Origin of the sequence: Microbacterium sp. USHLN186, assembly GCF_037145155.1 — a bacterium.
In the GTDB taxonomy this organism is placed as follows: Bacteria; Actinomycetota; Actinomycetes; order Actinomycetales; family Microbacteriaceae; genus Microbacterium.
In genome coordinates this window covers 133,836-158,732 of record NZ_JBBCYA010000006.1, presented here as the reverse complement: position 1 = coordinate 158,732, position 24,897 = coordinate 133,836, and the positions used below count along the sequence as shown (strand labels likewise).

Annotated in this window: 22 protein-coding genes; 6 read left to right on the top strand and 16 right to left on the bottom strand. The window is 71.3% G+C overall.

The features are described 5' to 3' along the window. Positions 1–34 precede the first annotated feature (34 nt). The 8 genes from WFG93_RS12565 to WFG93_RS12530 form a co-directional block, all read right to left on the bottom strand. On the bottom strand, positions 35–409 hold the full coding sequence (locus WFG93_RS12565) for a DUF3054 domain-containing protein (protein ID WP_336646673.1): 375 nt from the start codon (positions 407–409) through the stop codon (positions 35–37). A gap of 62 nt (positions 410–471) precedes the next feature. Continuing rightward, the gene (locus tag WFG93_RS12560) at positions 472–1,140 is read right to left on the bottom strand and encodes a 2-phosphosulfolactate phosphatase (protein WP_336646672.1); all 669 of its coding nucleotides are present in this window, start codon (positions 1,138–1,140) and stop codon (positions 472–474) included. Between the two features lie 44 nt (positions 1,141–1,184). Continuing rightward, positions 1,185–2,648 (bottom strand): FtsX-like permease family protein, encoded by a 1,464-nt coding sequence (locus WFG93_RS12555; RefSeq protein WP_442928260.1) that lies wholly within the window; start codon positions 2,646–2,648, stop codon positions 1,185–1,187. Continuing rightward, on the bottom strand, positions 2,645–3,406 hold the full coding sequence (locus WFG93_RS12550) for an ABC transporter ATP-binding protein (RefSeq protein WP_336646671.1): 762 nt from the start codon (positions 3,404–3,406) through the stop codon (positions 2,645–2,647). Before WFG93_RS12550 ends, WFG93_RS12555 begins: the two co-directional genes overlap by 4 nt. Positions 3,407–3,625: 219 nt before the next feature. After that, a complete protein-coding gene (locus WFG93_RS12545) occupies positions 3,626–4,261 on the bottom strand; it encodes a response regulator transcription factor (RefSeq protein WP_336646670.1) in 636 nt (211 codons plus the stop codon). 26 nt (positions 4,262–4,287) lie between these two features. Next, positions 4,288–5,493 (bottom strand): sensor histidine kinase, encoded by a 1,206-nt coding sequence (locus WFG93_RS12540; RefSeq protein WP_336646669.1) that lies wholly within the window; start codon positions 5,491–5,493, stop codon positions 4,288–4,290. Between the two features lie 62 nt (positions 5,494–5,555). Further along, complete coding sequence (locus WFG93_RS12535) at positions 5,556–6,686, bottom strand: AMP-binding protein (RefSeq protein ID WP_336646668.1); 1,131 nt, start codon at positions 6,684–6,686, stop codon at positions 5,556–5,558. Between the two features lie 199 nt (positions 6,687–6,885). Continuing rightward, the gene (locus WFG93_RS12530) at positions 6,886–7,797 is read right to left on the bottom strand and encodes a 1,4-dihydroxy-2-naphthoyl-CoA synthase (protein ID WP_336646667.1); all 912 of its coding nucleotides are present in this window, start codon (positions 7,795–7,797) and stop codon (positions 6,886–6,888) included. 36 nt (positions 7,798–7,833) lie between these two features. Between WFG93_RS12530 and WFG93_RS12525 the strand changes: the two genes are divergently transcribed. Then, a complete protein-coding gene (locus WFG93_RS12525; protein ID WP_336646666.1) occupies positions 7,834–8,529 on the top strand; it encodes a peptidylprolyl isomerase in 696 nt (231 codons plus the stop codon). 150 nt (positions 8,530–8,679) lie between these two features. Here the strand turns inward: WFG93_RS12525 and WFG93_RS12520 are convergent, their stop codons facing one another. Together WFG93_RS12520 and WFG93_RS12515 are read right to left on the bottom strand one after the other, a co-directional pair. Next, the gene (locus tag WFG93_RS12520; protein WP_336646665.1) at positions 8,680–9,639 is read right to left on the bottom strand and encodes a hypothetical protein; all 960 of its coding nucleotides are present in this window, start codon (positions 9,637–9,639) and stop codon (positions 8,680–8,682) included. 1 nt (position 9,640) lies between these two features. Next, positions 9,641–9,976, bottom strand: coding sequence for a PadR family transcriptional regulator (locus tag WFG93_RS12515; protein ID WP_336646664.1), 336 nt, complete (start codon positions 9,974–9,976; stop codon positions 9,641–9,643). A gap of 76 nt (positions 9,977–10,052) precedes the next feature. Between WFG93_RS12515 and WFG93_RS12510 the strand changes: the two genes are divergently transcribed. Together WFG93_RS12510 and WFG93_RS12505 are read left to right on the top strand one after the other, a co-directional pair. Further along, positions 10,053–11,114, top strand: coding sequence for a GNAT family N-acetyltransferase (locus WFG93_RS12510; RefSeq protein WP_336646663.1), 1,062 nt, complete (start codon positions 10,053–10,055; stop codon positions 11,112–11,114). A 130-nt stretch (positions 11,115–11,244) separates the two neighbouring features. Next, positions 11,245–12,219: an o-succinylbenzoate synthase gene (locus tag WFG93_RS12505; protein WP_336646662.1), complete on the top strand. Its 975-nt coding sequence runs from the start codon at positions 11,245–11,247 to the stop codon at positions 12,217–12,219. A gap of 47 nt (positions 12,220–12,266) precedes the next feature. On the opposite strand, the gene WFG93_RS12500 is transcribed toward WFG93_RS12505, so the two are convergent. Further along, positions 12,267–12,881, bottom strand: a complete 615-nt coding sequence (locus WFG93_RS12500; RefSeq protein WP_336646661.1) for a TetR/AcrR family transcriptional regulator — start codon at positions 12,879–12,881, stop codon at positions 12,267–12,269. A gap of 148 nt (positions 12,882–13,029) precedes the next feature. Here WFG93_RS12500 and WFG93_RS12495 point away from each other — a divergent pair, with 148 nt between their 5' ends. Continuing rightward, positions 13,030–15,780: an MMPL family transporter gene (locus WFG93_RS12495; protein ID WP_336646660.1), complete on the top strand. Its 2,751-nt coding sequence runs from the start codon at positions 13,030–13,032 to the stop codon at positions 15,778–15,780. Further along, entirely contained in the window at positions 15,777–17,906 is a 2,130-nt protein-coding gene (locus tag WFG93_RS12490; protein WP_336646659.1) for a YhgE/Pip domain-containing protein, read from the top strand. Before WFG93_RS12495 ends, WFG93_RS12490 begins: the two co-directional genes overlap by 4 nt. 142 nt (positions 17,907–18,048) lie before the next feature. Here the strand turns inward: WFG93_RS12490 and ccsB are convergent, their stop codons facing one another. From ccsB to WFG93_RS12465, 5 genes are all read right to left on the bottom strand, one after another. Next, complete coding sequence (ccsB, locus tag WFG93_RS12485) at positions 18,049–19,068, bottom strand: c-type cytochrome biogenesis protein CcsB (RefSeq protein WP_336646658.1); 1,020 nt, start codon at positions 19,066–19,068, stop codon at positions 18,049–18,051. Between the two features lies 1 nt (position 19,069). Next, positions 19,070–20,797, bottom strand: a complete 1,728-nt coding sequence (gene resB / locus WFG93_RS12480; protein ID WP_336646657.1) for a cytochrome c biogenesis protein ResB — start codon at positions 20,795–20,797, stop codon at positions 19,070–19,072. Further along, positions 20,778–21,575 (bottom strand): cytochrome c biogenesis CcdA family protein, encoded by a 798-nt coding sequence (locus WFG93_RS12475; RefSeq protein ID WP_336646656.1) that lies wholly within the window; start codon positions 21,573–21,575, stop codon positions 20,778–20,780. The genes resB and WFG93_RS12475 overlap by 20 nt, the downstream gene beginning before the upstream one ends. After that, a complete protein-coding gene (locus WFG93_RS12470; protein ID WP_336646655.1) occupies positions 21,572–22,192 on the bottom strand; it encodes a TlpA family protein disulfide reductase in 621 nt (206 codons plus the stop codon). The genes WFG93_RS12475 and WFG93_RS12470 overlap by 4 nt, the downstream gene beginning before the upstream one ends. Positions 22,193–22,272: 80 nt before the next feature. After that, positions 22,273–22,914, bottom strand: a complete 642-nt coding sequence (locus WFG93_RS12465) for a histidine phosphatase family protein (protein WP_336646654.1) — start codon at positions 22,912–22,914, stop codon at positions 22,273–22,275. Between the two features lie 101 nt (positions 22,915–23,015). Here WFG93_RS12465 and aspS point away from each other — a divergent pair, with 101 nt between their 5' ends. Continuing rightward, entirely contained in the window at positions 23,016–24,806 is a 1,791-nt protein-coding gene (gene aspS / locus WFG93_RS12460) for an aspartate--tRNA ligase (protein ID WP_336646653.1), read from the top strand. Positions 24,807–24,897: the final 91 nt, after the last annotated feature.

The window sequence follows — 24,897 nt, the reverse complement described above, 5'->3', positions numbered from 1 at the left end:
CGGCGTGCGTGCCGGCCGGGTGTGCGAGCCCGGGTCAGGCGGCGGTGCGCGGACCGCGGAAGCGGCGCACGAGCAGGGCGATGAGCCGCCAGCCGAGCAGGAACGCGGCGAGCACAAGGGTGGCGACGATGATGAAGGGCGTCTCGGCGGTGTCGCCGGATGCCACGCGCAGCAGCATCCCGCCGGCGACGGTGACCACCCAGACGATCGCGCCCCACCCCAGCGACCAGGGCCGGCGCGGGCGCAGCGGCACGAGCGCGGCGACCGCATGCCCGACGAGCAGGGCCAGCAGGAACGGCCACGACGTGAGCAGGAAGCCGAGCGGGTCCTCGCCGTGCGAGGCGCGGCCGATCACCGCGAAGACGAGCACGAGGACGACGTCGACGAACACGGCGGGCAGGTACCTCATACTCCGACCTTATTCGGCCCGCGGACCGCCCGGCCGACGACACGTCGCGTGGTGCGCGCCCCTCAGCGGAACAGCGCGAAACGCCCGTCTCGCAGCACCGGCACGGCGTCGATCGCGTCGAGTTCGGCGGCCTCGGCGGTCGTGGCGGGGCGGATGCCGTCGGCGGCCATCCGCGCGGTCGAGGCGACGCCGTCGACGAGCTCGCGGCCGGATCCGCTGCCGATGAGCATGTGTCGCAGACCGCGGCGCAGCGCCCGGAACGACTCCGCCGCGGCGGCCGCCTCGGGCGAGGAGTGGTCGATGCCCAGACCCGACAGGGCGGCGATCACGGCGCCTGCCCCCAGCTGATCCTCGACGGCGAAGCGCAACTCTCCGGCGGCGGCGACCTCCCCCGCCGCGATGACGCTCACGGAGGTGCGCGCGGCCCGGCGCTCCTGCACGGTCATCACCGCGCGGGCGACCGCTCCGGCGTTGCGGATGCCGCCGACGAGCACCTCCGCGGTGGCATCCGCCTGCGCGGCGGCGTGGACGAGGGCGGCGCCGTTCGTCGACCATCGCATCGCGTCGGCCAGCGTGACCTGCTGCCCGGCGGCGAGCGCGTCAGGCAGCGTGGACGAGAAGCGCAGCACATCGACGACGATCACGATGTCGGCCGGTGCGAGCCGGGCGAGGCCCGTCGCTCCCCAGTCGAGGCGCACCTGGTACGAGGACTGATCGAACGGCGACGGCATCCCTCGAGTCTATTTCCTGCGCTTCTCACCCATGCTCGACTCGATCAGTCCGCAGCGAGCGCCTCGACCGGAGCGACCCGGGTCGCCAGGCGCGTCGGCGCCACCGCGGCGACCACCGTCAGCAGCGCCGTGGCGACGACGATCACGGCCACCGGGATCCACGGCACGGCCGGGTACACCAGACCCGCCGGCTCGAAGTCCGGCAGCACCGGCACCGAGCCGAGCAGCGACTGCGCGGCGATCCAGCCGTACGCGATCCCGAGCACCAGGCCGGTCAGGGTCGCGGCCACCGTGATGTGCACCGCCTCGAGCAGCACCATGCGCCGCACCTGCGCCGAGGTCAGCCCGATCGCCCGCAGCAGACCCAGCTCGCGCTTGCGCTGCACGACGCCGATCGTCAGCAGGTTCACCAGTCCCACCGCGGCGATCACCGCGGACACCGCCACCAGCACCATCATGACGCTGGCGAAGGCATCCATCGGCGCGAAGAACCCGTCGACGAACTCCCCCTCGCTCTGGCGCATCATCAGCGCCTTCGACGACTCCAGCGCCACGGCGAACATGGTCACCAGCGCCACACCCATCACCACGCCGATCGCCATGCGACTGGAGCGCTCCGGGTGCCGCAGCGCGTTCTCGGCCGCCAGTCGGGCCGTGGCGCCGCTGCCGAACATCCGGCCGACCAGCCGCAGCACGGGCGGCATGAACAGCGGAGACGCGGTGACCAGCCCGGTGAACGAGAACAGGCCGCCGAAGAACGCCACCACCACGCCGAGCGGGCTGAGCAGCCCCAGCAGCACGCCGCCGGCGAGCAGCACGACACCGACCGCGATGAGCACCAGCGCGACCACGTGCTTGCCGCGGCGTCCGGCCTCCTCGGCATGGGTGCGCTCGACCGACCCGCTCAGCGCCTGCAGCGGCGTGACTGTGAGCACGCGGCGCGAGCCGACCGCTGCCGCGAGCCAGGTGGTCAGCGCGACGCCGACGACGGGCACCAGCACGCCGGGCTGCGCGAGGGTGAACTCCTTCGGCGTCAGCGCGAGCAGCTGCTCGCCGACCAGCATCCCGACCGCGGCGAAGCCGATGCCGACGCCCAATCCCAGCACCGCGCCGATCACGCCGATGACGAACCCCTGGCCGGTGACCTCGGCGCGCTGCGAGCGCGCCGACGCGCCGATCAGTCGCATCAGGGCGATGCGCCGGGTGCGTCCGGCGATGATCGTCGAGAACGTGTTCGCGGTGACGACCGCCGCGACGTACATCGCGACCGCGCTGAGCAGCACCGAGAGGATCCCCACCACGACTGCCAGCGTCCCGCTGTCGCCGATGAACGGATCTGATTGCAGCGCGGCGCCGATGTACACGGTCACCTCGACGAGGGTCACCCCGAACGCGGTGGCCAGCGCCGCGACGAGGATGCTCGCCCCCATCCCCCGCTCACGCAGCCAGGCCAGCCCCGCACTGCGCGGGCGCGGCGCTATTGACCCGGGTGCGACGACGGCGCTCACGCCGCGACCTCCGCCGCCAGCATGTGGGCGGCGATCTGCTCGGCGCTCTGCCGGGGGTGATCGGCGGTGATGCGGCCGTCGCCGAGGAACAGCACGCGATCGGCATGGCTGGCGGCGATCGCGTCGTGGGTCACCATGGCGATCGACTGGCCGTGGTCGCGGCTCGCGGATGCCAGCAGCTCGAGCACCTCGCGTCCGCTGCGCGAATCGAGGTTGCCGGTCGGCTCGTCGGCGAAGACCAGGTCGGGTGCGGTGGCGAGCGCGCGGGCGATGGCCACGCGCTGCTGCTGGCCGCCGGACAGTTCGTGCGGGCGGTGGGTGAGCCGGGATGCCAGACCGAGGCGGTCGATGAGGCCGTCGATCCGCGCGCGCTCGATCGCAGTGGGGCGGCGCCCGTCGAGCTCGAAGGGCAGCAGGATGTTGCCGAGGGCGTCGAGGGTGGGCACGAGGTTGAACGCCTGGAAGATGAACCCGACCCGACGCCGCCGCAGGATCGTCATCTCGAGGTCGCCGAGTCCGGTGATCTCGGTATCGCCGATCCAGGCGCGGCCCTCGGTCGGCGCGTCCAGGCCGGCCATGATGTGCATGAGCGTCGACTTGCCCGAGCCCGACGGGCCCATGATCGCGGTGAACTGGCCGCGGCGGATGCCGACGCTGACGTCGTCGAGGGCGCGCACGCCGGCGGCGCCGACGCCGTAGGTCTTGGTGAGGTGCTGGACGCGGGCGGCGAGGCCGAGGTCCGAGGTGGTGATCTGCATGACTTCGACGCTATTTCCGCCATCCGCCCGCCCGCATCGGCCCGCAGGCGCATCCGGCTACACCCGGAGGATGATCCCGCCGCCCTTGTTTCTGCTCCCGGCGGGGTACGGATGTCGGCGAGATGCACACGCGTCGGCGCGCATGACGGAATGCCGCCGACATCCGTGCATCGCACCGACAAGCGTGTGCGGCGGGCGGGTGCCGGCGGGCGGATGCCGTCAGGCGAGGCCGTGCTCGAACGCGAACACGACGAGCTGCACCCGGTCGCGCAGCTGCAGCTTGGCGAGGATGCGGCTGATATGCGTCTTCACGGTCGCCTCGCTGAGGAACTCCCGCGCGGCGATCTCCGAGTTCGACAGTCCTCGGGCGGCGAGCGCGAAGATCTCGCGCTCCCGGTCGGTGAGCTCGCCGTAATGCGCGGGCACGGGCTTGGTCTGCGTGGTGAAGTGCGCGAACAGCTCGCGCGTGGCGGATGCCGCGATCACGCTCGACCCGGAGACGACGGTGCGCACGGCGGCGAGCAGGAACTCCGGATCGGCGTCCTTGAGCAGGAAGCCGCTGGCGCCCTGCTGGATGGCGCGCGCGGCCGCTTCGTCGAGATCGAAGGTGGTGAGCATGACGACGCGGGGCGGGTCGGGCTGGGCGAGCAGCTCGGCGGTGGCGGTCAGGCCGTCCATGACCGGCATCCGGATGTCCATCAGCACCACGTCGGGTCGGGTGCGGCCGATCACCTCGAGCGCCTCGCGGCCGTCGCCGGCTTCGCCGACCACGTCCATGTCGGGCTGGGACGAGACGAGCATGCGCACGCCGGCGCGGAAGAGCGCCTGGTCGTCGACGAGCACGACCCTGATCATCTGACCTCCCGGTCGTTCGCGACCACTCAGTTCGCCGAGGGGCCGATGGGAAGCGTAGCGCGCACGACGAACCCGTCCGCTTCGTGTTGCGCCGAGAGCACCCCGCCCACCAGCTGAGCGCGCTCGCGCATGCCGACGAGGCCGTGTCCGCTGCCGGGCGCGACACCGGCGGTGGCGCCGCGACCGGGGTCGACGGCGTTGCGCACGGCGATGTCGACACGGTCGGGCCACCACGACAGGCGCACGTCGACGTCACCGCGGCCGTGGCGCAGCGCGTTGGTGAGCGCTTCCTGCAGGATGCGGTACACGGCGAGCTGGATCGCCCCGGGCGGTTCGCCGGGTGGTGTGGGATCGACGGTGACGCGCGGCTCGACGCCCGCCTGGCGCACCTGTGCGAACAGGGTCTCGAGGTCGGCGAGGGTGGGCTGCGGGCCGTCGCCCTGCCGGTGGCGCAGCTGGGTGAGCAGCATCCGCACGTCCGAGAGCGCGGATCGCGCGGTCTGCCCGATCGTGGTCAGCGCCTCCTGCGCGAGCTCGGGCTGCGCGGCCGCGGCGTAGCGCGCACCATCCGCCTGCGCGATGACCACGGCGAGGGAGTGCGCGACGATGTCGTGCATGTCACGCGCGATGCGCACGCGCTCCTGCTCTTCGGCGGCCACCGCCTCGGCACGCTGCTGCGCTTCGCGAGTGGCGCGGTTCTGGCGCACCACCCGCCACAGCAGCCCCGCGCCCCAGGCGAGCGCGAGCGAGAGCACCACCGTGAGCCCCATCGTGATCCCGAGCAGCACGAGGCGCAGGTCGATGGGCGATTCCGCGGTGGCGGGGTCGAACTGCAGCAGCCCGATGTACAGGCCCGCGACGAGGCCGCCGATCAGGGCCGAGGCGCCGCCGAGCCACAGCATCCGCCTGCTGCCCCACGCCGACGTCGCGAACACCACCGCGAACACGGCGACATCCATCGGCAGCGGCGGCAGGCCGCTGCCCATCTGCAGCAGCGCCCCGACCCAGGCGACGGCCAGTGCCACCGCCGGGGAGAGCCGACTGATGGCGGCGGCGCCCCAGAGCAGCACCGCGGATGCGACGAGCAGCCCGTCGGAGACCAGACCGACCGGCAGCCAGAAGCTGAGCTCGCCTGCGCTGAAGGTGTACGACAGGGGCAGGGTGATCAGCAGGCCGACGATCGCGCCGACGATGTCGAGCGCGAGCCAGGGGCGAGGGACACGGCGGATCACGCTCTCACGCTACGGGAGTGCGGGCGGAGGGCGCGTCCGTCTGCGGATGTATCCCGCGGGCGTCAGTCGTGCGGGGGAACCTCGTGGATCATGCGGCGCAGCAGCTGCCGGTCGGGCTTTCCGGATGCCAGCAGCGGGATCACGCCGGCCTCGAGCTGCACCGGGCGGGCGTGCCGGCCGATCTCGGCCGCCACGAGGGCGCGCGCGGCTTCCAGCATCCGTCCGCCGTCCTGCCCGCGCACGTCGGCGAAGAGGACCGACGCCTCCCCCCATCGCTCATGCGGCATGCCGAGCACGACGGCGTGCTCGAGGCCCGGCACGCGGCGCACGATGCGCTCCACACGGTCGAGGGAGATGTTGATGCCGCCGGAGACGATGACGTTGTCGCGGCGTCCGTGCACTTCGACGACGCCGTCACGGAACTCGCCGAGGTCCCCGGTGCGGTACCAGCGGGTGCCGTCCGTGTCGGTCGGGAACGTCTGCGCGGTGCGTTCCGGGTCGCCGAGGTATCCGGTGGCGAGCATCGGACCGCTCAGCCAGAGCTCGCCGTCGACCTGCTGCACGGCGACCCCGTCCAGGGGGATGCCGTCGTACACGCAGCCACCGCTGGTCTCGCTGGAGCCGTACGTGCGGACGATCGGCACGCGGAGGTCGGCGGCGCGCGTCCGGATGCCGTCCGAGAGCGCCTGCCCGCCGACCAGGATCGCCGTGTGGGCGCGAAGTGCTCGCAGCACCGAGGGATCCTCCGCGGCGTCGATCAGGGTCGTCAGCTGCGCCGGCACGAGAGAGGTGTACAGGTCGCGGCCGGCGGCGGCTCGCGTGGTCGCGGAGACGAAGGCATCGGCGGTGAAACGCCCCTCGAGCAGGATCGGGTCGGTTCCGGCGAGGTGCGCGCGCACGAGCACCTGGAGTCCGGCGACGTAGCCGCTGGGCAGCGCGAGCATCCACTGCCCGGAGCCGATCCGGGCGGCGGTCGCCGCGGCGCTCGCGCGCAGCGCGTCGCCGCTGAGGATCACGCGCTTGGGGATGCCGCTGGATCCGGATGTCGCGATGACGGCGGCCGTGCCCGCCGGGACGGTCTGGTCTGCGGCGGGTGCGAAGCCGAGGGCCAGTGGCTGCTCGCCGTCGAGCGCGGCGGGCAGGGCGTCGCGCACTGCGGCGGCATCCGCCCCGTCGACCGTCCGCACCTTCATCCCCACCCCTCTCCTCGCTGCGTCCTTCACCCCGATCCCCGCTTCCCTCCCGGTACCCGCTTCCCTCCCGGATCCCCGCTTCCCTCCCGGATTCCCGCTTCTCGCTCCCGGCGACCGCTTCTCGCTCCGGTATGACTTTCTGCCGCCTGATTCGCCTCCAAGCGACACAAACTCATACCGGAGCGAGGGGCGGTTCGGCTCAGAAGTGGTAGGGGAACGCCGACCAGTCGGGTGGGCGCTTCTCGAGGAAGGAGTCACGGCCCTCGACGGCCTCGTCGGTGCCGTACGCCAGCCGGGTCGCCTCGCCGGCGAACACCTGCTGGCCGACCATGCCGTCGTCCACCGCGTTGAACGCGAACTTCAGCATCCGGATCGCCGTGGGCGACTTGGTCAGCACCGTCCGGGCCATCTTCAGCGCCTCGCGCTCGAGCTCGGCGTGCGGCACGACCCGGTTCACCGCGCCCATCTCGTAGGCGCGCTGGGCGGAGTACTCCTCGGCCAGGAAGAACACCTCGCGCGCGATCTTCTGCCCGGTCTGGCGCGCCATGTACGCCGAGCCGTAGCCGGCGTCGAAGCTGCCGACGTCGGCATCCGTCTGCTTGAACCGGCCGTGCTCGGCGCTCGCGATCGTGAGGTCGCACACCACATGCAGCGAGTGCCCACCCCCGGCGGCCCATCCGGGCACCACGGCGATGACGACCTTCGGCATGAAGCGGATCAGCCGCTGCACCTCGAGGATGTGCAGGCGTCCCGCGCGGGCCGTATCGTGCACCTCGGTCGTGGACTCGCTGTACTTGTATCCGTCGCGGCCGCGGATGCGCTGATCGCCGCCGGAGCAGAACGCCCACCCACCGTCCTTGGGGCTGGGGCCGTTGCCGGTGAGCAGCACGGCGCCGATGCGCGGATCCTGCCGGGCGATGTCGAGTGCGCGATACAGCTCGTCGACGGTGTGCGGCCGGAAGGCGTTGCGCACCTCCGGCCGGTCGAACGCGATGCGCGCGACGCCGCCGTCGTGCGACACATGCGCGGTGATGTCGGTGTAGTCCTCAGCGCCCGGCGCGAGGGTCCATTCGGCGGGGTCGAAGATGTCGGAGACGGATGCGGGGCTCACAGCATCCACTGTATGCGGCGTCGCTACGATCGTCCCGTGCTGACTCCCCGCCTTCGCCGTTCCCTGCTCGCTCTCACCGCCGCCGCGGCGCTCGTGCTCACCGGTTGCGCATCGACGCCGGATGCCGACCCGTCTGGCTCCGCGGGCGCGGCGCCGCAGTCGACGGCATCCGCAGACGCCGGCACCTGCTCCTACCCGACCGACGACCGCGAGCCGGCGAAGACCGCCGACCCGCCCGCCGCGGAGCCGACCGCTGCAGGACAGGTTCCCGTGACCGTCGCGACCAGCGTGGGCGACCTCGCCGTCACACTGGATGCCGACAAGACCCCGTGCACGGTGAACAGCTTCCTCTCGCTCGCCGAGCAGGGGTACTTCGATGGCACCGCGTGCCACCGCCTCACCACCCAGGGGATCTTCGTGCTGCAGTGCGGCGACCCGACCGGCACGGGCACCGGGGGCCCCGGGTACTCTTTCGGCGACGAGCTCGACGGCTCCGAGACCTACCCGGCGGGCACGCTCGCGATGGCGAACGCCGGACCCGACACCAACGGCTCGCAGTTCTTCATCGTCTACGCCGACAGCCAGCTGCCCCCGTCGTACACCGTGTTCGGCCACCTCGACGAGGCGAGCACGAAGACCGTGGCGGCCGTGGCGGAGAAGGGCACCGAGGACGGCGGACCCGACGGCGCGCCGAAGACGCCGGTGCAGATCGAGTCGGTCACCGCCGGCTGACCCCCCCGCGGCGGCCCCGGCTCCGGGCCCGGTCCCGGCCCCGCCGAACCGCCGAACCGCCTAACCGCCCTTCACTCCGGTATGAGTTTCTGCCGCCTGATTCGCAGGTAGGCGACAGAAACTCATACCGGAGCAAGAAGCGGTGGGCGGTCAGGCGGCGCGGCGGTGCAGGCGCACCTTGCGCCAGCCGTCGACGGCATCCCAGATCGAGATCCCGGCGATGAGCACACCGGCGAGGGCGCCGAGCACCGGCGTCGCGGCATCCCCACCATGCGCGAACACCGCGTCGACGACACGGTCGTCGAACAGGGCGCCTGTCCCCAGCGCGGTCAGCGCCATGCTCAGGAACGCGATCGCGAGCACCGTGTTCACCGCGGCGAGCGCTGCACTCCATGTCCCGCGCGCATACACCGCGATCGCGAGCGCCGCCTCACCGGCGATCACCACGAGCACCGCTCCGATCCCCCAGGGCCACAGCGCCGGATCCAGCACATGCCGCAGCTCGCCCCCGACGTAGGCGAACCCGATGAAGCGGTCCCACAGCAGCGCCCCGGCGAACAGGGCGAGCAGCACCAGCGAGACGACGAGATCCGCGCGCCCAGTGCGCGAATCCGCCGACTCCGGCGGATTCGGCAGCTGATCCACACTCCAGCCCACTCCGGTGTCGGCGCCGGTGCGCTCGAGGATCACGAAGACGAGCGTCGTCCAGAACGACACGTGCACGATCACCGACAGCGCGACCACGACCGCTTCGCCGATGATCTGCCCGATCGCCGCACCCGTCAGCGCCTGTGCGATGACGACCCCGCCCACCGCACAGGCCGGCACGATGGCCAGCAGCACCTTGAGCAGTCGCCACCAGGTGAGGAAGTAGCGCGGGCCGATGAGGTGCAGCGGACGATCCGCATACCCTGCGGCCAGGATGCCGGGATCGCCCAGCTCGGTGAGCACCTCGCGCTCGGCCAGCGCGACCGGCTCGCCGTTCTCCGCGCGCGCGTCGATGGCATCCGCGATCGAGGTCTGCAGCTCGTCGCGCACCTCGCTCTGCAGTCCCGGAGGCAGACCGCGCACGGTGGCAGCGATATAGCGTTCGGTCAGGGTGGCGGTCATGTCACATCTCCTGTTCGCGGAGTGCAGCGGTCGCCGCCGCGATCGCGGCGACCTCGGCGGTGAGAGTCTTGGCGAGGCGGATGCCCGTCTCGGAGGTGCGGTAGAACTTGCGAGGCCGCGCCTCGTCGGTGTTCCACTCGCTCTCGAGACAGCCCTGCTTCTCGAGTCGGCGCAGCAGCGGGTAGAGCGTGTTCGCGTCGGTGGGAAAACCGGCGGATGCCAGCTGCTGCAGCAGTCCGTATCCGTAGCCCGGGGTGCGCAGCAGCTGCAGACTGGCGAGCACGACGGTGCCCCGCCGCAGCTCCTGCAGATGGCCCTCGAACTCAGCATCGCTCATGCGCATCACTATATTGTGTGTCGCACACTATAGTCAACGACACAATGCATCGAACAGCGCGCTCTATTCTGAGGCGATGCGCGCCGCTCTGCAAATCCTTCGCGTCGACCCGTTCGACGCCGCCGACCACGACCGCTGGTGGCACGCGTACGCTGCGGCGAAGCACGCCGACATGGGTGAGGACGCGCTGGTGTGGACCCTGGAGGAGAGCCGCGCGGAGATGCAGCAGCACTCGGCTACCACCGAACGGCGCACCTACGTCGCACTGCGCGATGGCGCGGTCGTCGGGGCGGGCTCCTTGGCGCTCGGGCTCAAGGACAACCTCCACGCGGCTGCGCTCGGCGTGACCGTTCCTGCCGAGCACCGCCAGCGCGGTGTGGGATCCGCCCTGCTCGCGTACATCGAGGCCGAGGCTCGCGATGCTGGACGGCGCACCTTCCGCGCCGAGACCGCGTGGCCCGCCGCAGCACCGGCAGACGGGAGCGGGCAGCCCGGCATCGATTTCGCCCGCCGCCACGGCTACGCGCTCGCACTCGGCGACCTGCAGAACAGGCTGACTCTCCCCGTGCCTGACCGGATGATCGCCGAGCTCTTGCACGAGGCCCCGCACGAGGCCGAACCCACGACCGTGCCCGAGTCCGCGTCCCCCGCAGCGGGGTACGACATCCGCAGCTGGGTCGGGCCGGTTCCCGAGGAGTTCGTCGCGGAGTGGGCCGCCCTCGACGCCGTCCTCGACACCGAGGCGCCCACCGGCGACCTCGACATCGAGGCGGGCGTCGCCGATGTGGCCGATCATCGCGCCGACGAGGCGCTGCAACAGGCGCAGGGACGCACCTCGTTCGGGACGGTGGCAGTGGCACCAGACGGGCGCGTCGCGGCGTACACCCAGCTCGTGGTGTCGGGCGACGACGGCAACGCATACCAGTGGGGCACGCTGGTACGCCACGAGGACCGCGGGCACGGGCTGGGACTGCGCGTCAAGCTCGTGAATCTGCGGATGCTGCAGCAGCACAGTCCGCACGTCCCGCGCATCTACACGTACAACGCCGAGTCCAACGCGCACATGCTCGCGGTGAACACCCGGCTCGGATTCGTGGCGACCGGACGGCTCGGCGAGCTGCAGAAGCGGATCGGCTGAGCCCCCAGCGGTTCAGAACTCCGGAGAACCGGACCGGAAACGAGCCAGGACGGCAACGAACCGGTCCCGACGCACGAATTCTCCGGAGTTCTGACCTGGGAGGGACGCGCAGGACGGGCATGATGGACGCATGACGCCGCCGCTCGCCGACCTGCTCGACACCGCCCGCGTGCTCGCGCTGCCGATGAACACGCGCTTCCGCGGGGTGGATGTCCGCGAGGTGGTGCTGTTCGAAGGGCCGCAGGGCTGGGCGGAGTTCTCGCCGTTCGTGGAGTACCCGGATGCCGAGGCCGCGACCTGGCTGGCCGCGGCGGTCGACTTCGCGTGGAACGAGCAGCCCGCGCCGCTGCGCACGCGCATCCCGGTGAACGCGACGGTGCCGGCGGTCGCCGCCGAGGACGTCGCCGCCGTGCTGGCCCGTTTCGACGGATGCCGCACGGCGAAGGTCAAGGTCGCCGAGCGCGGCCAGCGGCTCGCCGACGACATCGCCCGCGTGCGAGCGGTGCGCGAGCGGATGGGACCGGAGGGGCGGGTGCGCATCGATGCCAACGCCGGCTGGAACGTCGATGAGGCCGAGCACGCCGTGCACGCCCTCGCCGAGTTCGACCTGGAGTACGTCGAGCAGCCCTGCGCCACGGTCGACGAGCTCGCCGAGCTGCGCCGCCGAGTAAAGCACAGGGGCATCCCGATCGCCGCAGACGAGAGCATCCGCAAGGCCGAGGACCCGCTCGCCGTGGCCCGCGCCCGCGCCGCCGATCTCATCGTCATCAAGGCCCAGCCGCTGGGCGGGATCCGCCGCGCGCTCGACATCGTCGCCCGGGCCGGCCTTCCCGCCGTCGTCTCCAGCGCGCTCGACAGCGCGGTCGGCCTCGCGCAGGGCGCGGCGCTGGCGGCATCCCTGCCAGCGCTGGACTTCGACTGCGGGCTGGGCACGGCGTCGCTGTTCGCCGACGACGTCGCCGACGCACGCCCGGTCGGCGGCACGGTGCCGGTGACCCGTGTGGTTCCGGATGCCACGGCGCTCGCGCGCCTCGAGGCCCCCGCCGCGCGGCGGGAGTGGTGGCTGGAGCGGCTCACGCGGTGCCACGCGCGGCTCGAGAGCTGACACCCACGCGCGGCTCGAGCGCTGACGGCGGGTCCGACCCGAACGCCTCAGACCCGCAGCAGCTCCACCATGCGGCCCAGCGCGTCGCTGCCGACGCGGCGCAGCCGGGCGGGGTCGTCGCCGTCCATCGCCCCGCGCACGGTCGTGCCCTCCCACACCGTCATCAGCAGCTGCGACGCCTCCGCGGCTTCGACGCGCAGGGTGATCTGGCCCGAGTCGACGAGCTCCTGGATCAGGGCGGTGATGCCGCGCACCATCTCGTTCTCCTGCGCGAGATAGGCCGCTCCGAACGCCGGATCACGCAGCGCACGGATGCGGATCTCGCTGAGCATCATCACGCCGAGGCGGTCGTCCGCGCCGGAGTCCATGATGCGCTGCACGAGATCGACGGGGTCGCAGTCATCCAGCGACTGCTCGCCGATGACATCCGACACCCGCTCGCGCACAGCGGCGAGCCGCGCCTCGCCGACGGAGGCGGCGAGCGTGAGGAACAGCTCGTCCTTCGACTCGAAGTTGGAGTAGAACGCCCCACGGGTGAACCCGGCGCGCTCGCAGACCGCCTCCACGGTGGCGCCTTCCAGACCCACCTCCGCGAAGACCTGCTCGGCGGCGTCCAGCAGGCGCGCGCGAGTGTTCTCGCGACTCCTCGTCGGTACCGTCATGGCTCCTCCCGGAACAACTCTCGCACGCCGCACGCAGGCCGCGCAGAGCACACCTTCCCACCCGGCGCACAGCCTGTGGCCTCCCGATGCCCCTACGATACATCTACGTATCCAATACGTTCATGTATCGAGATCTCGCGGAGGCCGTGTGTCCACCCTTCTCTCCTCGCTCGGCCGCTGGTCGTTCCGCCACCCCTGGCGTGTGCTGGTCGCGTGGCTGATCGTGCTGGGCGTCGCCGGCTGTGGCGCGCTCGTGCTCGGCTCTGGCACCGACAACACGTTCTCGATCCCCGGCACCGAGTCACAGGCGGGTCTCGAGCAGCTCGAGCGCACCTTCCCGCAGGTCAGCGGCACCAACGCCCAGTTCATCGTGGTCGCTGCGCCCGGTGACGACGTCACGGACGCGCAGTATCGCGACGACATCGAAGACACCGTCGCCGACCTCGACCGCCTCGACGGCGTGCTCGCGGTCACCTCGCCCTACGACGAGAACATCAGCGGCATGGTGAACAACGAGCACACCGCGGCCATCGTGCGACTGCAGTTCGAGGGGCAGTCCACCACCGTCTCCGACGAGGTGAAGACCGACCTGCGCACCTCGGTCGACCAGCTGGCGGACGCGCTGCCCGACGGGTCGCAGGTCGCCCTCGGTGGCGACCTGTTCGCCACGTCGATCCCCACGGTCACGCTCACCGAGGCCGTCGGTCTGGTCATCGCCCTGCTCGTGCTGATCGTCACTTTCCGCTCCTTCGTCGTCGCCGGGATGCCGCTGCTGACGGCGATCCTCGGCGTGGGCATCTCGATGGCGGGCATCTTCGCCGCCACCGCCTTCGCCACCGTCTCGTCCACCACTCCCCTGCTCGCCCTCATGCTGGGGCTCGCGGTGGGCATCGACTACGCGCTGTTCATCGTGGCGCGCCATCAGGATCAGGTGCGCGAGGGGATGGACCCCGAGGAATCCACCTCGCGTGCCGTGGGCACGGCGGGTTCGGCGGTCGTGTTCGCCGGCGTCACCGTGCTCATCGCGCTGATCGGCCTGGGCTTCGCCGGCATCCCGTTCCTGACCACCATGGGCATCGCCGCCTCGGTCGCCGTGGCGATCGCCGTCGCGATCGCCGTCACCCTCACCCCGGCGGTGCTCGGCTTCTTCAAGGGACGCGTCGTCGGCCGGCCGCGGCGGTCGCGCCGCGGCGGGACGGATGCCGGCGCTGAGAGCCGCGCCGCTCGCCCGCGACCCACCGCGTCGCAGCGCTGGGTCGCCGCGATCACGAAGAAGCCGGCCCTGGTGGCGACCGCTGTCGTCGTGGGGCTGGGCATCGTGGCCATCCCGGCCCTCAGCCTGAATCTCGCCCTGCCGAACGCCGGCGTGCTGCCGAAGGGCTCCGAGGCCCGCGTGAACTACGACCTCACGGCCGAGGAGTTCGGCCCGGGATTCAACGGCCCTCTCATCCTCACCGGCACGATCGTCACCTCCACCGACCCGCTGAACCTCATGAAGGATCTCGGCGACGCCGTCGAGCAGCTGCCCGGCGTGCGCGAAGTGGCCCTGTCCACCCCCAACGAGACCGCCGACACCGGCATCGTGCAGATCATCCCCACCACGGCTCCCGACGACCCGGCGACCTCCGACCTGGTGCGCGAGCTGCGCTCGCACCACGACGAGTGGCTGGACGAATTCGGCATCGATCTGAAGGTCACCGGGTTCACCGCCGTGGCCATCGACATCTCCGACCAGCTGGGCGCCGCCCTGCTGCCCTTCGGCGTGTTCGTGATCGGCCTGTCGCTGATCCTGCTCGCGATCGTCTTCCGCTCGATCTGGGTGCCCATCACCGCCGCGGTGGGCTACCTGCTCTCGATCATCGCCGCGTTCGGCGTCGTGGCCGCGGTCTTCGAATGGGGCTGGTTCGCCGACCTGCTGCACGTCGCGCGCACCGGACCGATCATCAGCTTCATGCCGATCGTGCTGATGGGCGTGCTGTTCGGTCTGGCCATGGACTACCAGGTGTTCCTCGTCTCGCGCATGCGGGAGGACTTCGTGCACGCCTCCGGCTCGGGCCGAGCGGAGGCGGAGGAGGCCGTGCGCACCGGATTCGCCGGAAGCGCCCGCGTGGTCACCGCCGCCGCACTGATCATGTTCGCCGTCTTCGTCGCGTTCGTGCCGGAGGGCGACTCGTCGCTCAAGCCCATCGCGCTGGGCCTCGCGGCAGGCATCGCGATCGACGCGTTCCTCGTGCGCATGACGCTCATCCCCGCCGTGATGGCGCTGCTCGGTGACCACGCCTGGCGCATCCCGCGCTGGATGCAGCGCATCCTGCCGCACGTCGACATCGAGGGCGAGGCCGTAGAGCGCGAGCGCGCGCTGCGGGAATGGCCGGGCGATGACAGCATCCTTGCCGCCGACGACCTGGCCGTCGACGCCGCCGGCATCTCGGGCGCCCACCTGCGCCTGATGCCGGGCAGATCCCTCATCGTCACCGGCGCGTCCGCTCGCGAGCTGCGCGCCCTCGCGCTCACGCTCGGCGGACGTGTGAAGCCGGATGCCGGGATGCTGCGCGTCGCCGGGCATCTGCTGCCGGGACGCTCCGCCTGGGTCCGCGCGCACGTCGGCGTCGTGCTGCTCGCGGAGCCGGATGCCCGCGCGCAGCTGACCGACGCGCTGCGCGGTCGCACCGGGCTGGTCATCCTCGACGGCGTGGAGCGGGTCTCGGCATCCGATCGGGACCAGTTCACGGCGCGGCTGCGGGACGCCGGTGACGGCCTCGCGATCGTCTGCACGACCACGGACGCGGATGCCGCGCAGCGTCTGCTCGGCGAGGCGGGCCGGGCCGCGGCATCCGTCACCGCCCTCTCCCCTTCTTCCGTCACTGACCTCTCCGATTCGACCGAGGTGCCCGCATGACCCTTCCCATCGAACGCGCGCGCTCGCGCCGGCCGATCACGTGGCTCACCGTGCTCGGCGTGCTGCTGCTGCCGGCGCTGATCGGCGGCATCCTCGTCGCCGCGCTGCAGGAGCCCACCGAACGACTCGACGAGATGACCGCCGCGGTGGTCAACCTCGACGAACCGGTCACCATCGACGGGCAGTACACGCCGCTCGGGCGGCAGCTCGCCGCCGGGCTGGTGGAGGGATCCGACGAACTGGACTCGAACCTGACCTGGGTGATCTCCAACAAGGACGACGCGGCGGAGGGCATGTCCGAGGGCCGGTATCAGGCGGTCGTGACGATCCCGAAGTCGTTCTCGGCGGATGCCACCTCCGCCGGCACCACCTTGAAGGACGGCGAGGGCGCGGCCGAGCAGGCCGAGATCCGCGTGACCACCCCACCGGACGGGCGGGTCGCCGACGGCCTCATCAGCCAGCAGATCGCCACGGCCGCGGCCTCTACGCTCGGCACCATGCTCAGCGAGGCGACCGTCGAGAACGTGCTGATCGGCTTCACGACACTGGGCGATCAGATCGGGGATGCGGCCGATGGTGCCGACCAGCTCGCCGACGGCGCGCGTTCGGCGGCCGACGGCGCATCGGAGATCCCCGGGGGCGCGGCGAAGCTCGCGGACGGCGCGAACGGGCTCGCCGACGGCGCGGCGCAGCTGGCCGGCGGTGCGGGCGAGCTCGCGTCCGGCGCGGATGCCCTCGCCGGCGGGCTCGGCACGATCGCCGGGAAGGCGCGCGAAGCGGGATCGGGTGCGACACAGCTCGGGCAGGGCCTGACCTCGGGCGCGAGTGCGCTCGAGCGCGACGGGATCGTGCCCGCGCAGCTGCTGGACCCAGCGGGACTCGCCGCGAAGGCCGCCGACGGGGCCGCGAAGGCCACCGCCGGAGCGGCGCAAGCCAGCACGGGCGTGAAGGACGGTCTGGACGAGATCGCCCCCGGGCTCAGCGGCTTGGCTGCCTCGTGCAACGCGGCCGCGCAGCCCGAGTTCTGCGGTCAGCTCGAGGGGCTGGCGGCCGGCACGGAGAAGCTGAGGGAGTCGGCAAAGACGGCCGCCGACCTGGCCGACACCGCCGCGAAGGCCACCGACGGTGCCCAGCGGGCTTTGACCGGCGTCGCCTCGGGTCTCGGCGCCTTCAACGAGAAGGCGACCGCCGAGATCGCCGGTCAGCTGCGCACGGCCGGCGCGGCGGCGTCTCAGCTCGGAGGCGGCCTCGGCCAGCTCGCCGACGGCGTCGACCAGTCGGCGACCGGTGCGCGCCAGCTGTCCGACGGAGCGGGGCAGGTCGCCGACGGCAACCGCGGCCTCGCGGACGGCGCGCACGAGCTGGGCGATGGCGCGACTGCGCTGGGCGACGGAGCGGGCGAGCTGGCGGACGGGCTGGACGAGCTGGCATCCGGAACCGGCGATCTCGCCGAGGGACTGCACACTGCTGCGACCTCGCTCCCCGCGTTCGACCAGGACGAATCGAAGTCTCTGGCGTCGGTGATCGCCGACCCGGTGACCGCCTCGTCGAACGCGGACGAGCTGTTCGGCCCCACCACCATCCCGCTGCTGTCGGCGGTGGTGCTGTGGTTCGGCGCCCTGGCGACGTTCCTCGTGCTGCGGGCCGTGCCCGGCAGCGCGCTCACCTCACGCCGGTCGTCGATCGGCATGGTGCTGCGCGGGTTCTGGCCGGCGGCGGCGATCGGGGCGGCGCAGGGACTGCTGCTGGCACTGGTCGTGCAGTTCGTGGCCGAGTACGATGCCGCGACGTGGTGGGGCTTCGCCGCCTTCGCCGTGACCGCGGGAGTCGCGTTCGCCGCGGTCGTGCAGGCGCTGGTGACCGTGCTGGGTGGCATCGGCCGCTGGGTGAGCGCCCTCATCGGCGTGCTCGCCTTCGCGACCGGGCTCATCTCCACGGTGCCGGGCTGGCTGGCCGGGCTCGGCGCGGCGCTGCCGACCGCGCCCGCGCTGAACGGGCTGATCGCGCCGAGCGGGGCGGACTTCGCGGGTCTGGTGATCTGGGCCGTGCTTGCCCTGGGCGCGGCGACGCTGGCGGTGGCCACCCGGCGCACCACGAGCGCGAAGGCGGTGCTGGCCAGAGCGTAGCCTCCGGCACCCGCCCGGTCGTCCTCTTGCCGGTGTCACCGAGCGAAGGTTATTCACCGGAGGACGGATGCCACACCCGGCATCCGTCCTTCTCCGGGTGAATCACCTTCCCCGGGTCAATCCGCGAAAGCCGCTCGAGCACTCAGCTCAGGCCGGAGTAGGCGTGCAGGCCCTTGAAGAAGACGTTCACGATGGCGAAGTTGAAGATCACGGCGGTGAAGCCGGTGATCGACAGCCACGCCGACGGGTTGCCGCGCCAGCCGCGGGTCGCCCGCGCGTGGATGTAGCCGGCGTAGAGCACCCAGATGATGAAGGTCCAGGTCTCCTTCACGTCGAAGCCCCAGTAGCGGCCCCACGCATCCTGCGCCCAGATGGAGCCGGCGATCAGTGTGAAGGTCCAGAAGATGAAGCCCACTACCGTGAAGTGGTACGCCATGTTCTCCAGGCGCACAGTGTTCGGCAGGGTGCGCAGGAACCCGGGGCCGGCGTTCTCCACGCCCTCCGCGACGCGACGCTCGCGCCGGGACTGCAGCAGCTGCATCACCGAGAGGGCGAAGGCGAGGGCCAGCAGCGCGGTGGACAGGGATGCCACGAACACGTGGATCACGAGCCACACCGACTTCAGCGGGTCGACCAGCGGCGTGACCGAGACGTAGAAGTTCGCGGCGGCCGCTCCGAGCAGCACGACGACGAGCCCGGAGATGAACGTGCCGAGGTAGCGCAGGTCGATGCGGGTGAGCACGACCAGGAACACGCCCATGATCAGCAGTGTGCCGATCATCGCGAACTCGTACAGGTTCGCCCACGGCACGCGTCCGGCGGCGAACCCGCGGGTCAGGGTCGCGGCGAGGTGGAAGAGCCAGCCGAGAATGGCCAGCGCGGTGCCGATCCGGGCGAAGATGTAGCGCGGTGCTCCGTCGCGCTTGCCGCGACGAGGGCGCACGTCGCCGGCATCCGCGACTCCCGCAGCGCGCAGGTCGCCGGCAGCCGCCGCGCCACCACCCGCAGCGACCAGCGCCGGTGACGAGGCGGGCGACGCGACCGCGGCCGCGGTGTTCGCCGACGAGCGCCGTGCCAGGTCGAAGGCGTAGGCGATGAACGACCCGGCGTACACGGCGATGGCCGTCCACAGCGTGAGGATCGAGATCGAATCGAGGTCCATGTCATACTCCCTGCGCGGGGGTCGCGCCCTTCGGCGCGGCCGCTTCGAGAAGCCGCTCATGCCCGCGGACGAGGTCGTCCACGGCAGCGGCGAGGGTCGGGTCGTCGCCGCGGGCCAGCGCGGCGTACTCCAGGTGGATGCGATCGTCGTCGCCGGTCGTCGCCTTCACCCACATGCGACGGCGCGGGATGAACAGGGCCAGGCTCAACCCAGCGAGCGCCAGCAGCGCGAAGGCCAGCACCCATGGTGCCGATGCGTCGTGGTGGATCTGCAGCGAGACGTAGCGCTTCACCGACTGCAACGAGTCCTTCGCACCCTCGGGCGAGGCGTCCTCGAAGGTCACCGTGCCCAGCCCGTTCGGCAGCTCGGCAGTCTGCCCGGGCTCGAGCTCGAGTGACTTCGTCTCGGTGCCGCGACCGTTGAGCTTCTCCAGCCCGTCGGTGTTCAGCTCGAACACCGACACCGGCTTCCCGCCGTCGATGCCGAGATCGCCCTGATACACGTCGAGCGTGAGCAGCGGCAGCGTCAGCGCGCCGTGCACGGAGGTGTAGGCGCCGGTCTTCAGCTTCAGCGGCGTCGGGTAGAGGAAGCCGATCATGCCGAGCTGCTCCGGCATCCCGTCGGTCACCTTGACCACGCCCAGCGAGGTCATCGAGCTGTCCTGCGGCAGGAACTCCACCGGTCCGCTGCGGACGACCTCGCCCTCGGCGTTGCGCACGGTGATCATCGGGGCGTAGCCGTTTCCGAGCAGGTAGACGCTGTCGCCGCCGACGTGCAGGGGGTGGTTCACCCGCACGGTGCCCTTCCGGGTCGAGCCGTCGACGTCGCGCACGGTGAGGTTCGCCGCGAAGTTTCCCGCCTGCCCTGCGCCGGGGGTGCCGAAGTCCTCGTAGGTGATGTCGAAGGAGTCGAGAGTGAGCGCGTAGGGCTGGAAGCTGTCGTCGGCGACGAAGCGGCCGCGGTTGATGGAGTTGTAGTCGATCAGGGTGTTGACGTAGCTGTCTCCCTCGATCACGACGCGCTGGCCGGTGTAGGCGAAGCCGCCGCCGATGCCGACCGTGACGAGCACGCCGACGAGGGCGATATGGAAGACGAGGTTGCCGGTCTCGCGCCAGTATCCGCGTTCGGCGGAGACCGACCAGGTGCGGCCGCGGTCGTAGCGCGCGACGCGGTAGCCGAGAGCCTTGAGCTGCTTCTGAGCGATGTCGATGGATGCGGCCGCCGCACCGTCCTCGAGTACCACCGCGCGGTGGTGCTCGAGCCGGTCGAGCCGCGCCGGGGTGCGCGGGGGCGCCGCGCGCAGCGCCTTCGCGTGGTGGCGGATGCGCGGGATGATGCAGCCGATCAGCGAGATGAACAGCAGCAGATAGATGGCCGAGAACCACGGCGACGAGTACACGTCGAACATGCGCAGCGCGTCGAGCACCGGGAACAGATCGGGGTTGTTCTGCTTGTACTGCACGACGCCGTTCGGGTCGGCGGTGCGCTGGGGGAACACCGACCCGGGGATCGCCGCGATCGCGAGGATGAGCAGCAGCACCAGCGCGACGCGCATGGACGTGAGCTGCCGCCAGCCCCAGCGCAGCCATCCGACGACTCCCAGCTTCGGCTGATTGATCTCGCCGTCGTCGACGGGTGCGGAGTCGATGTGGTCGGACGGGCGCAGCGGGTCGGATGTCGCCGCCGCGCCCTCCACCGGTCCGGAGCGATCAGAGAGGGAGGATGACACTGCTCATCACCGCCGTCAGTCGAGACATGATCTGGGTCCACACGCCGGTGACCATCAGCAGGCCGAGCAGGATCAGCAGCGCGCCGCCGATGACGTTCACGGTGCGGATGTGTCGGCGCAGGAAAGTCGTGGCGGTCGTCGCCCAGCCGAAGCCGAGGGCCACGAGGAGGAACGGGATGCCGAGGCCGAGCGAATACGCCACCCCGAGCAGCCCGGCGCGCCACGGGTCGCCGAGTGTCCAGCCGACGCTGATGATCGCGCCGAGCGTGGGACCCGTGCACGGCGCCCAGCCGATCGCAAGCGTGAACCCCAGCAGCGGGGCGCCGATCAGCCCGGTCGCTGAGCTGACCTGCACCTTGTACTGGCGCTGCGCGAAGCCGAACAGGCCGAGGAACACCAGGCCCATCAGCACGACCACCGCGCCCAGCACGCGGGTGATCAGATCGCCCCACTGCAGGAAGAAGGTGGAGGCCGCGCCGCCGATCACGGTGTACGCCACGAAGACGACCGTGAAGCCGGCGATGAACAGCAGGACGCCGAGCAGCATCCGCCGGCGCTGAGAGGCCGAGCCCATCTGGGTCCCTGAGCCTGCCTGGGTCCCTGAGCCTGCCGAAGGGCCCGACGACGCCCTGGTGCCTGCCGCGCCGCCGATGAAGCCGAGGTAGCCCGGCACGAGCGGCAGGATGCACGGCGAGAGGAACGAGACGAGTCCGGCGAGCAGCGCGAACGGGATGGCGATCCAGAGCGCACCGGCTCCGATCACGGCATCCGGGCTCACGCCTTCTCCTTGAGCGCGTCGGCGATCAGCGTGGACAGGATCGAGGTGCCGTCGATGGGTCCGATGATGCGCGCCGAGACCCGTCCCTGCCGGTCGAGCACGAGCGTGGTCGGCGGCGCCTGGATGGGCGTGACGGCGGCGAATGCGAGTTTCGCCTCGCCCGTGGTCGCATCGATCAGGCTGGGATAGGTGACCCCGTAGGTCTTGGCGAACGCCTTGGCGGTATCGGCCTGGTCGTAGATGTTCACGCCGATGAACTGCACGTCGTCGCCGCGGTGCTTCTGCCAGGTCGCCTCGAGGTCTTTCGCCTCGATGCGGCAGGGCCCGCATCCCGCGTACCAGAAGTTGACCACGGCGACCTCGCCGCGGATGTCATCGCTGGAGAACTTCTCACCGTCCTCGGTGACGCCGCCGAAGTAGACCGGCGCCTTGCGCTTGGCAGCGGGGATGGACTCGACGCGGAAGTCGGCCGAGGTGTACGCCTTCTCCTCGCCGTTCTTGAAGGCGTCGACCGTGGGGTCGGAGCTGCAGGCGCTCAGCCCGACGGCGAGCGCCGCGGCGAGAGCGGCAGCGCCGAGACGGCGAGCGCCGCGCAGGGTTCGAGCAGGCACGGACACGCTGGGAATCGTACGCGGGGTTCCTATGCGCGCTCTGAAACGCGGCTCGCCTGCCGTGCTGTCGTGCGGTCGGAGGACGGTCAGACCGCGCCGAGGTCGATGCCCTTGCTCGCGGGTTCGGCGTACGCGACCTCACGCCACACGTCACCGACGCGCTCGAAGCTCGTCACGCTCGACAGCGCGCAGCGGCGTGTGCGGGGATCGTGCTGCAAGCGCAGACCGGCGACCGAGAGGTGGGTGATCCAGATCGGCGCCTGATGCGAGACGAACACGATGTCGCCGTCGTGCACCGCGGCGCCTTCGCCGGCGGCATCCCACGCCTCGTCCATCGCCGCGCGCACGCGCTGCGCGACGGCCGCGTACGGCTCACCCCAGCTGGGCAGCGAGGGCCGGCGCAAGTGGCGCCAGTTGAAGGGGTTGCGCAGTGCGCGCGACATCCGCTGGCCCTCGAACACGTTGGCCGGCTCGATGATGCGGATGTCGTGCGTGGCGGGCAGCGCGAAGATCTCGGTGAAGGGCTCGGCCGACTCCTGGGTGCGCTCGAGCGGCGAGCAGCGCAGCTCGCCCACCGGCCGGTCGAGCGATGCCACGTGCGCGGCGGCGGCCCTCGCCATCTCCCGGCCCGCCTCGCTGAGGTGGTAGTTCGGAAGGCGTCCGTAGAGCACCCGGGCGGGGTTGTGCACCTCGCCGTGGCGCACCAGGTGCAGTCGTCGTTCCGTCACCCGCTCACCGTATCGCGCGGCAGGCCGCCGGCCGAGTCGGCCGCCACGACACGCCACGTAGACTGGCGGGGTCACTATCCCCCGATCAGAAGGAATCCTCCGTGCTGCGCACCCACCCGGCAGGCTCTTTGACTGCCTCGCACATCGGTCAGACCGTCACCCTCTCGGGCTGGGTCGACCGTCGCCGCGATCACGGAGGCGTCGCATTCATCGATCTTCGCGATGCGTCCGGCATCGCGCAGGTCGTCATCCGTGACGAAGAGGTGGCGCACCCGCTGCGCAGCGAGTTCGTGCTGCAGGTGACCGGCGAGGTCGCCCGCCGCCCCGAGGGCAACGAGAACCCGAACCTGCCCACCGGAGAGGTCGAGCTGATCGCATCCGAGGTGGTCGTGCTCAACGAGTCCGCGCCGCTGCCGTTCCCGGTGTCCAGCGGCCTGGCCGAGACCGACCCGATCGGCGAGGAGGTGCGTCTCAAGCACCGCTACCTCGACCTGCGCCGACCCGCACCCGCCGCCGCGATGCGCCTGCGCTCGCAGGTGTACAAGGCGATCCGCGACGAGCTGCACCGGCGTGAGTTCGTCGAGGTCGAGACGCCCACCCTCACGCGCTCGACTCCCGAGGGTGCCCGCGACTTCCTGGTGCCGGCGCGCCTGCATCCGGGCAGCTGGTACGCGCTGCCGCAGTCGCCGCAGCTGTTCAAGCAGCTGCTCATGGTCGGCGGTGTGGAGAAGTACTTCCAGATCGCCCGCTGCTACCGCGACGAGGACTTCCGCGCCGACCGCCAGCCGGAGTTCACCCAGCTCGACATCGAGATGGCCTTCGTCGACCAGGAGGACGTCATCGAGATGATGGAGTCGCTCATCGTCGCGATGTGGCGCACCATCGACGTCGACGTGCACACCCCGCTGCCGCGCATCACCTACGCCGACGCGATGGCGAAGTACGGCTCCGACAAGCCCGACCTGCGCTTCGGCCTCGAGCTCGTCGAGGCGACCGGCTACTTCGTGAACACGCCGTTCCGCGTGTTCCAGTCGGAGTACGTCGGTGCGGTGCGGATGCCCGGCGGCGCTTCGCAGCCGCGCAAGACTCTGGATGCCTGGCAGGACTGGGCCAAGCAGCGCGGCGCGCGCGGCCTGGCGTACGTGCTGTTCAACGAGGACGGGACGCTCGGCGGCCCGGTCGCCAAGAACCTCTCCGAGTCGGAGCAGGCCGGACTGGCTGCGCTCGTGGGCGCGGAGACCGGCGACTGCGTGTTCTTCGCCGCCGGCGAGACGAAGGCCAGCCGGGCACTGCTCGGTGCAGCGCGCGTGGAGATCGGCCGCCGGCTGGGTCTGCTCGACCCGAACGAGTTCGCGTTCACCTGGGTGGTCGACGCGCCGATGTTCGAGCCGGCCGGCGATGCCGTGGCATCCGGTGACGTCGCGGTCGGCTCAGGCGCCTGGACGGCCGTGCACCACGCGTTCACCGGGCCGAAGCTGGAGTTCGCCGACACGTTCGACACCGACCCGGCATCCGCCCTCGCGTACGCGTACGACATCGTCTGCAACGGCTCCGAGCTGGGCGGCGGATCGATCCGCATCCACCGCGAGGACGTGCAGAAGCGCGTGTTCTCGGTGATGGGCATCACCGAGGAGGAGGCCGACGAGAAGTTCGGGTTCCTGCTCGAGGCGTTCAAGTTCGGCGCTCCCCCGCACGGCGGGATCGCGCTGGGCATGGACCGTGTGATGCAGCACCTCACCAAGACGGAGTCCATTCGCGAGGTCATCGCTTTCCCGAAGTCCGGCGGCGGTTTCGATCCGCTCACCGAGGCGCCCGCGCCGATCACGCCGGAGCAGCGCGCCGAAGCCGGCGTGGACGCGGAGCCGGATGCCGAGGAGCCGGCCGAGGCCTGACGGTCACGGCACACTTACCTCCCCGCCGACACCCCCACTTCCCGCCGACACCCCCAGCTGCGCACGTCCGCAGCTGGGGGTGTCGGCATTT

What these genes read in the sequence shown, in the direction of transcription:
- WFG93_RS12565 (WP_336646673.1), bottom strand. Translation starts at nt 409, where the DNA reads ATGAGGTACCTGCCCGCCGTGTTCGTCGACGTCGTCCTCGTGCTCGTC.
- WFG93_RS12560 (WP_336646672.1), bottom strand. Translation starts at nt 1,140, where the DNA reads ATGCCGTCGCCGTTCGATCAGTCCTCGTACCAGGTGCGCCTCGACTGG.
- WFG93_RS12550 (WP_336646671.1), bottom strand. Translation starts at nt 3,406, where the DNA reads ATGCAGATCACCACCTCGGACCTCGGCCTCGCCGCCCGCGTCCAGCAC.
- WFG93_RS12545 (WP_336646670.1), bottom strand. Translation starts at nt 4,261, where the DNA reads ATGATCAGGGTCGTGCTCGTCGACGACCAGGCGCTCTTCCGCGCCGGC.
- WFG93_RS12535 (WP_336646668.1), bottom strand. Translation starts at nt 6,686, where the DNA reads ATGAAGGTGCGGACGGTCGACGGGGCGGATGCCGCCGCAGTGCGCGAC.
- WFG93_RS12520 (WP_336646665.1), bottom strand. Translation starts at nt 9,639, where the DNA reads ATGACCGCCACCCTGACCGAACGCTATATCGCTGCCACCGTGCGCGGT.
- WFG93_RS12515 (WP_336646664.1), bottom strand. Translation starts at nt 9,976, where the DNA reads ATGAGCGATGCTGAGTTCGAGGGCCATCTGCAGGAGCTGCGGCGGGGC.
- WFG93_RS12510 (WP_336646663.1), top strand. Translation starts at nt 10,053, where the DNA reads ATGCGCGCCGCTCTGCAAATCCTTCGCGTCGACCCGTTCGACGCCGCC.
- WFG93_RS12505 (WP_336646662.1), top strand. Translation starts at nt 11,245, where the DNA reads ATGACGCCGCCGCTCGCCGACCTGCTCGACACCGCCCGCGTGCTCGCG.
- WFG93_RS12500 (WP_336646661.1), bottom strand. Translation starts at nt 12,881, where the DNA reads ATGACGGTACCGACGAGGAGTCGCGAGAACACTCGCGCGCGCCTGCTG.
- WFG93_RS12490 (WP_336646659.1), top strand. Translation starts at nt 15,777, where the DNA reads ATGACCCTTCCCATCGAACGCGCGCGCTCGCGCCGGCCGATCACGTGG.
- ccsB (WP_336646658.1), bottom strand. Translation starts at nt 19,068, where the DNA reads ATGGACCTCGATTCGATCTCGATCCTCACGCTGTGGACGGCCATCGCC.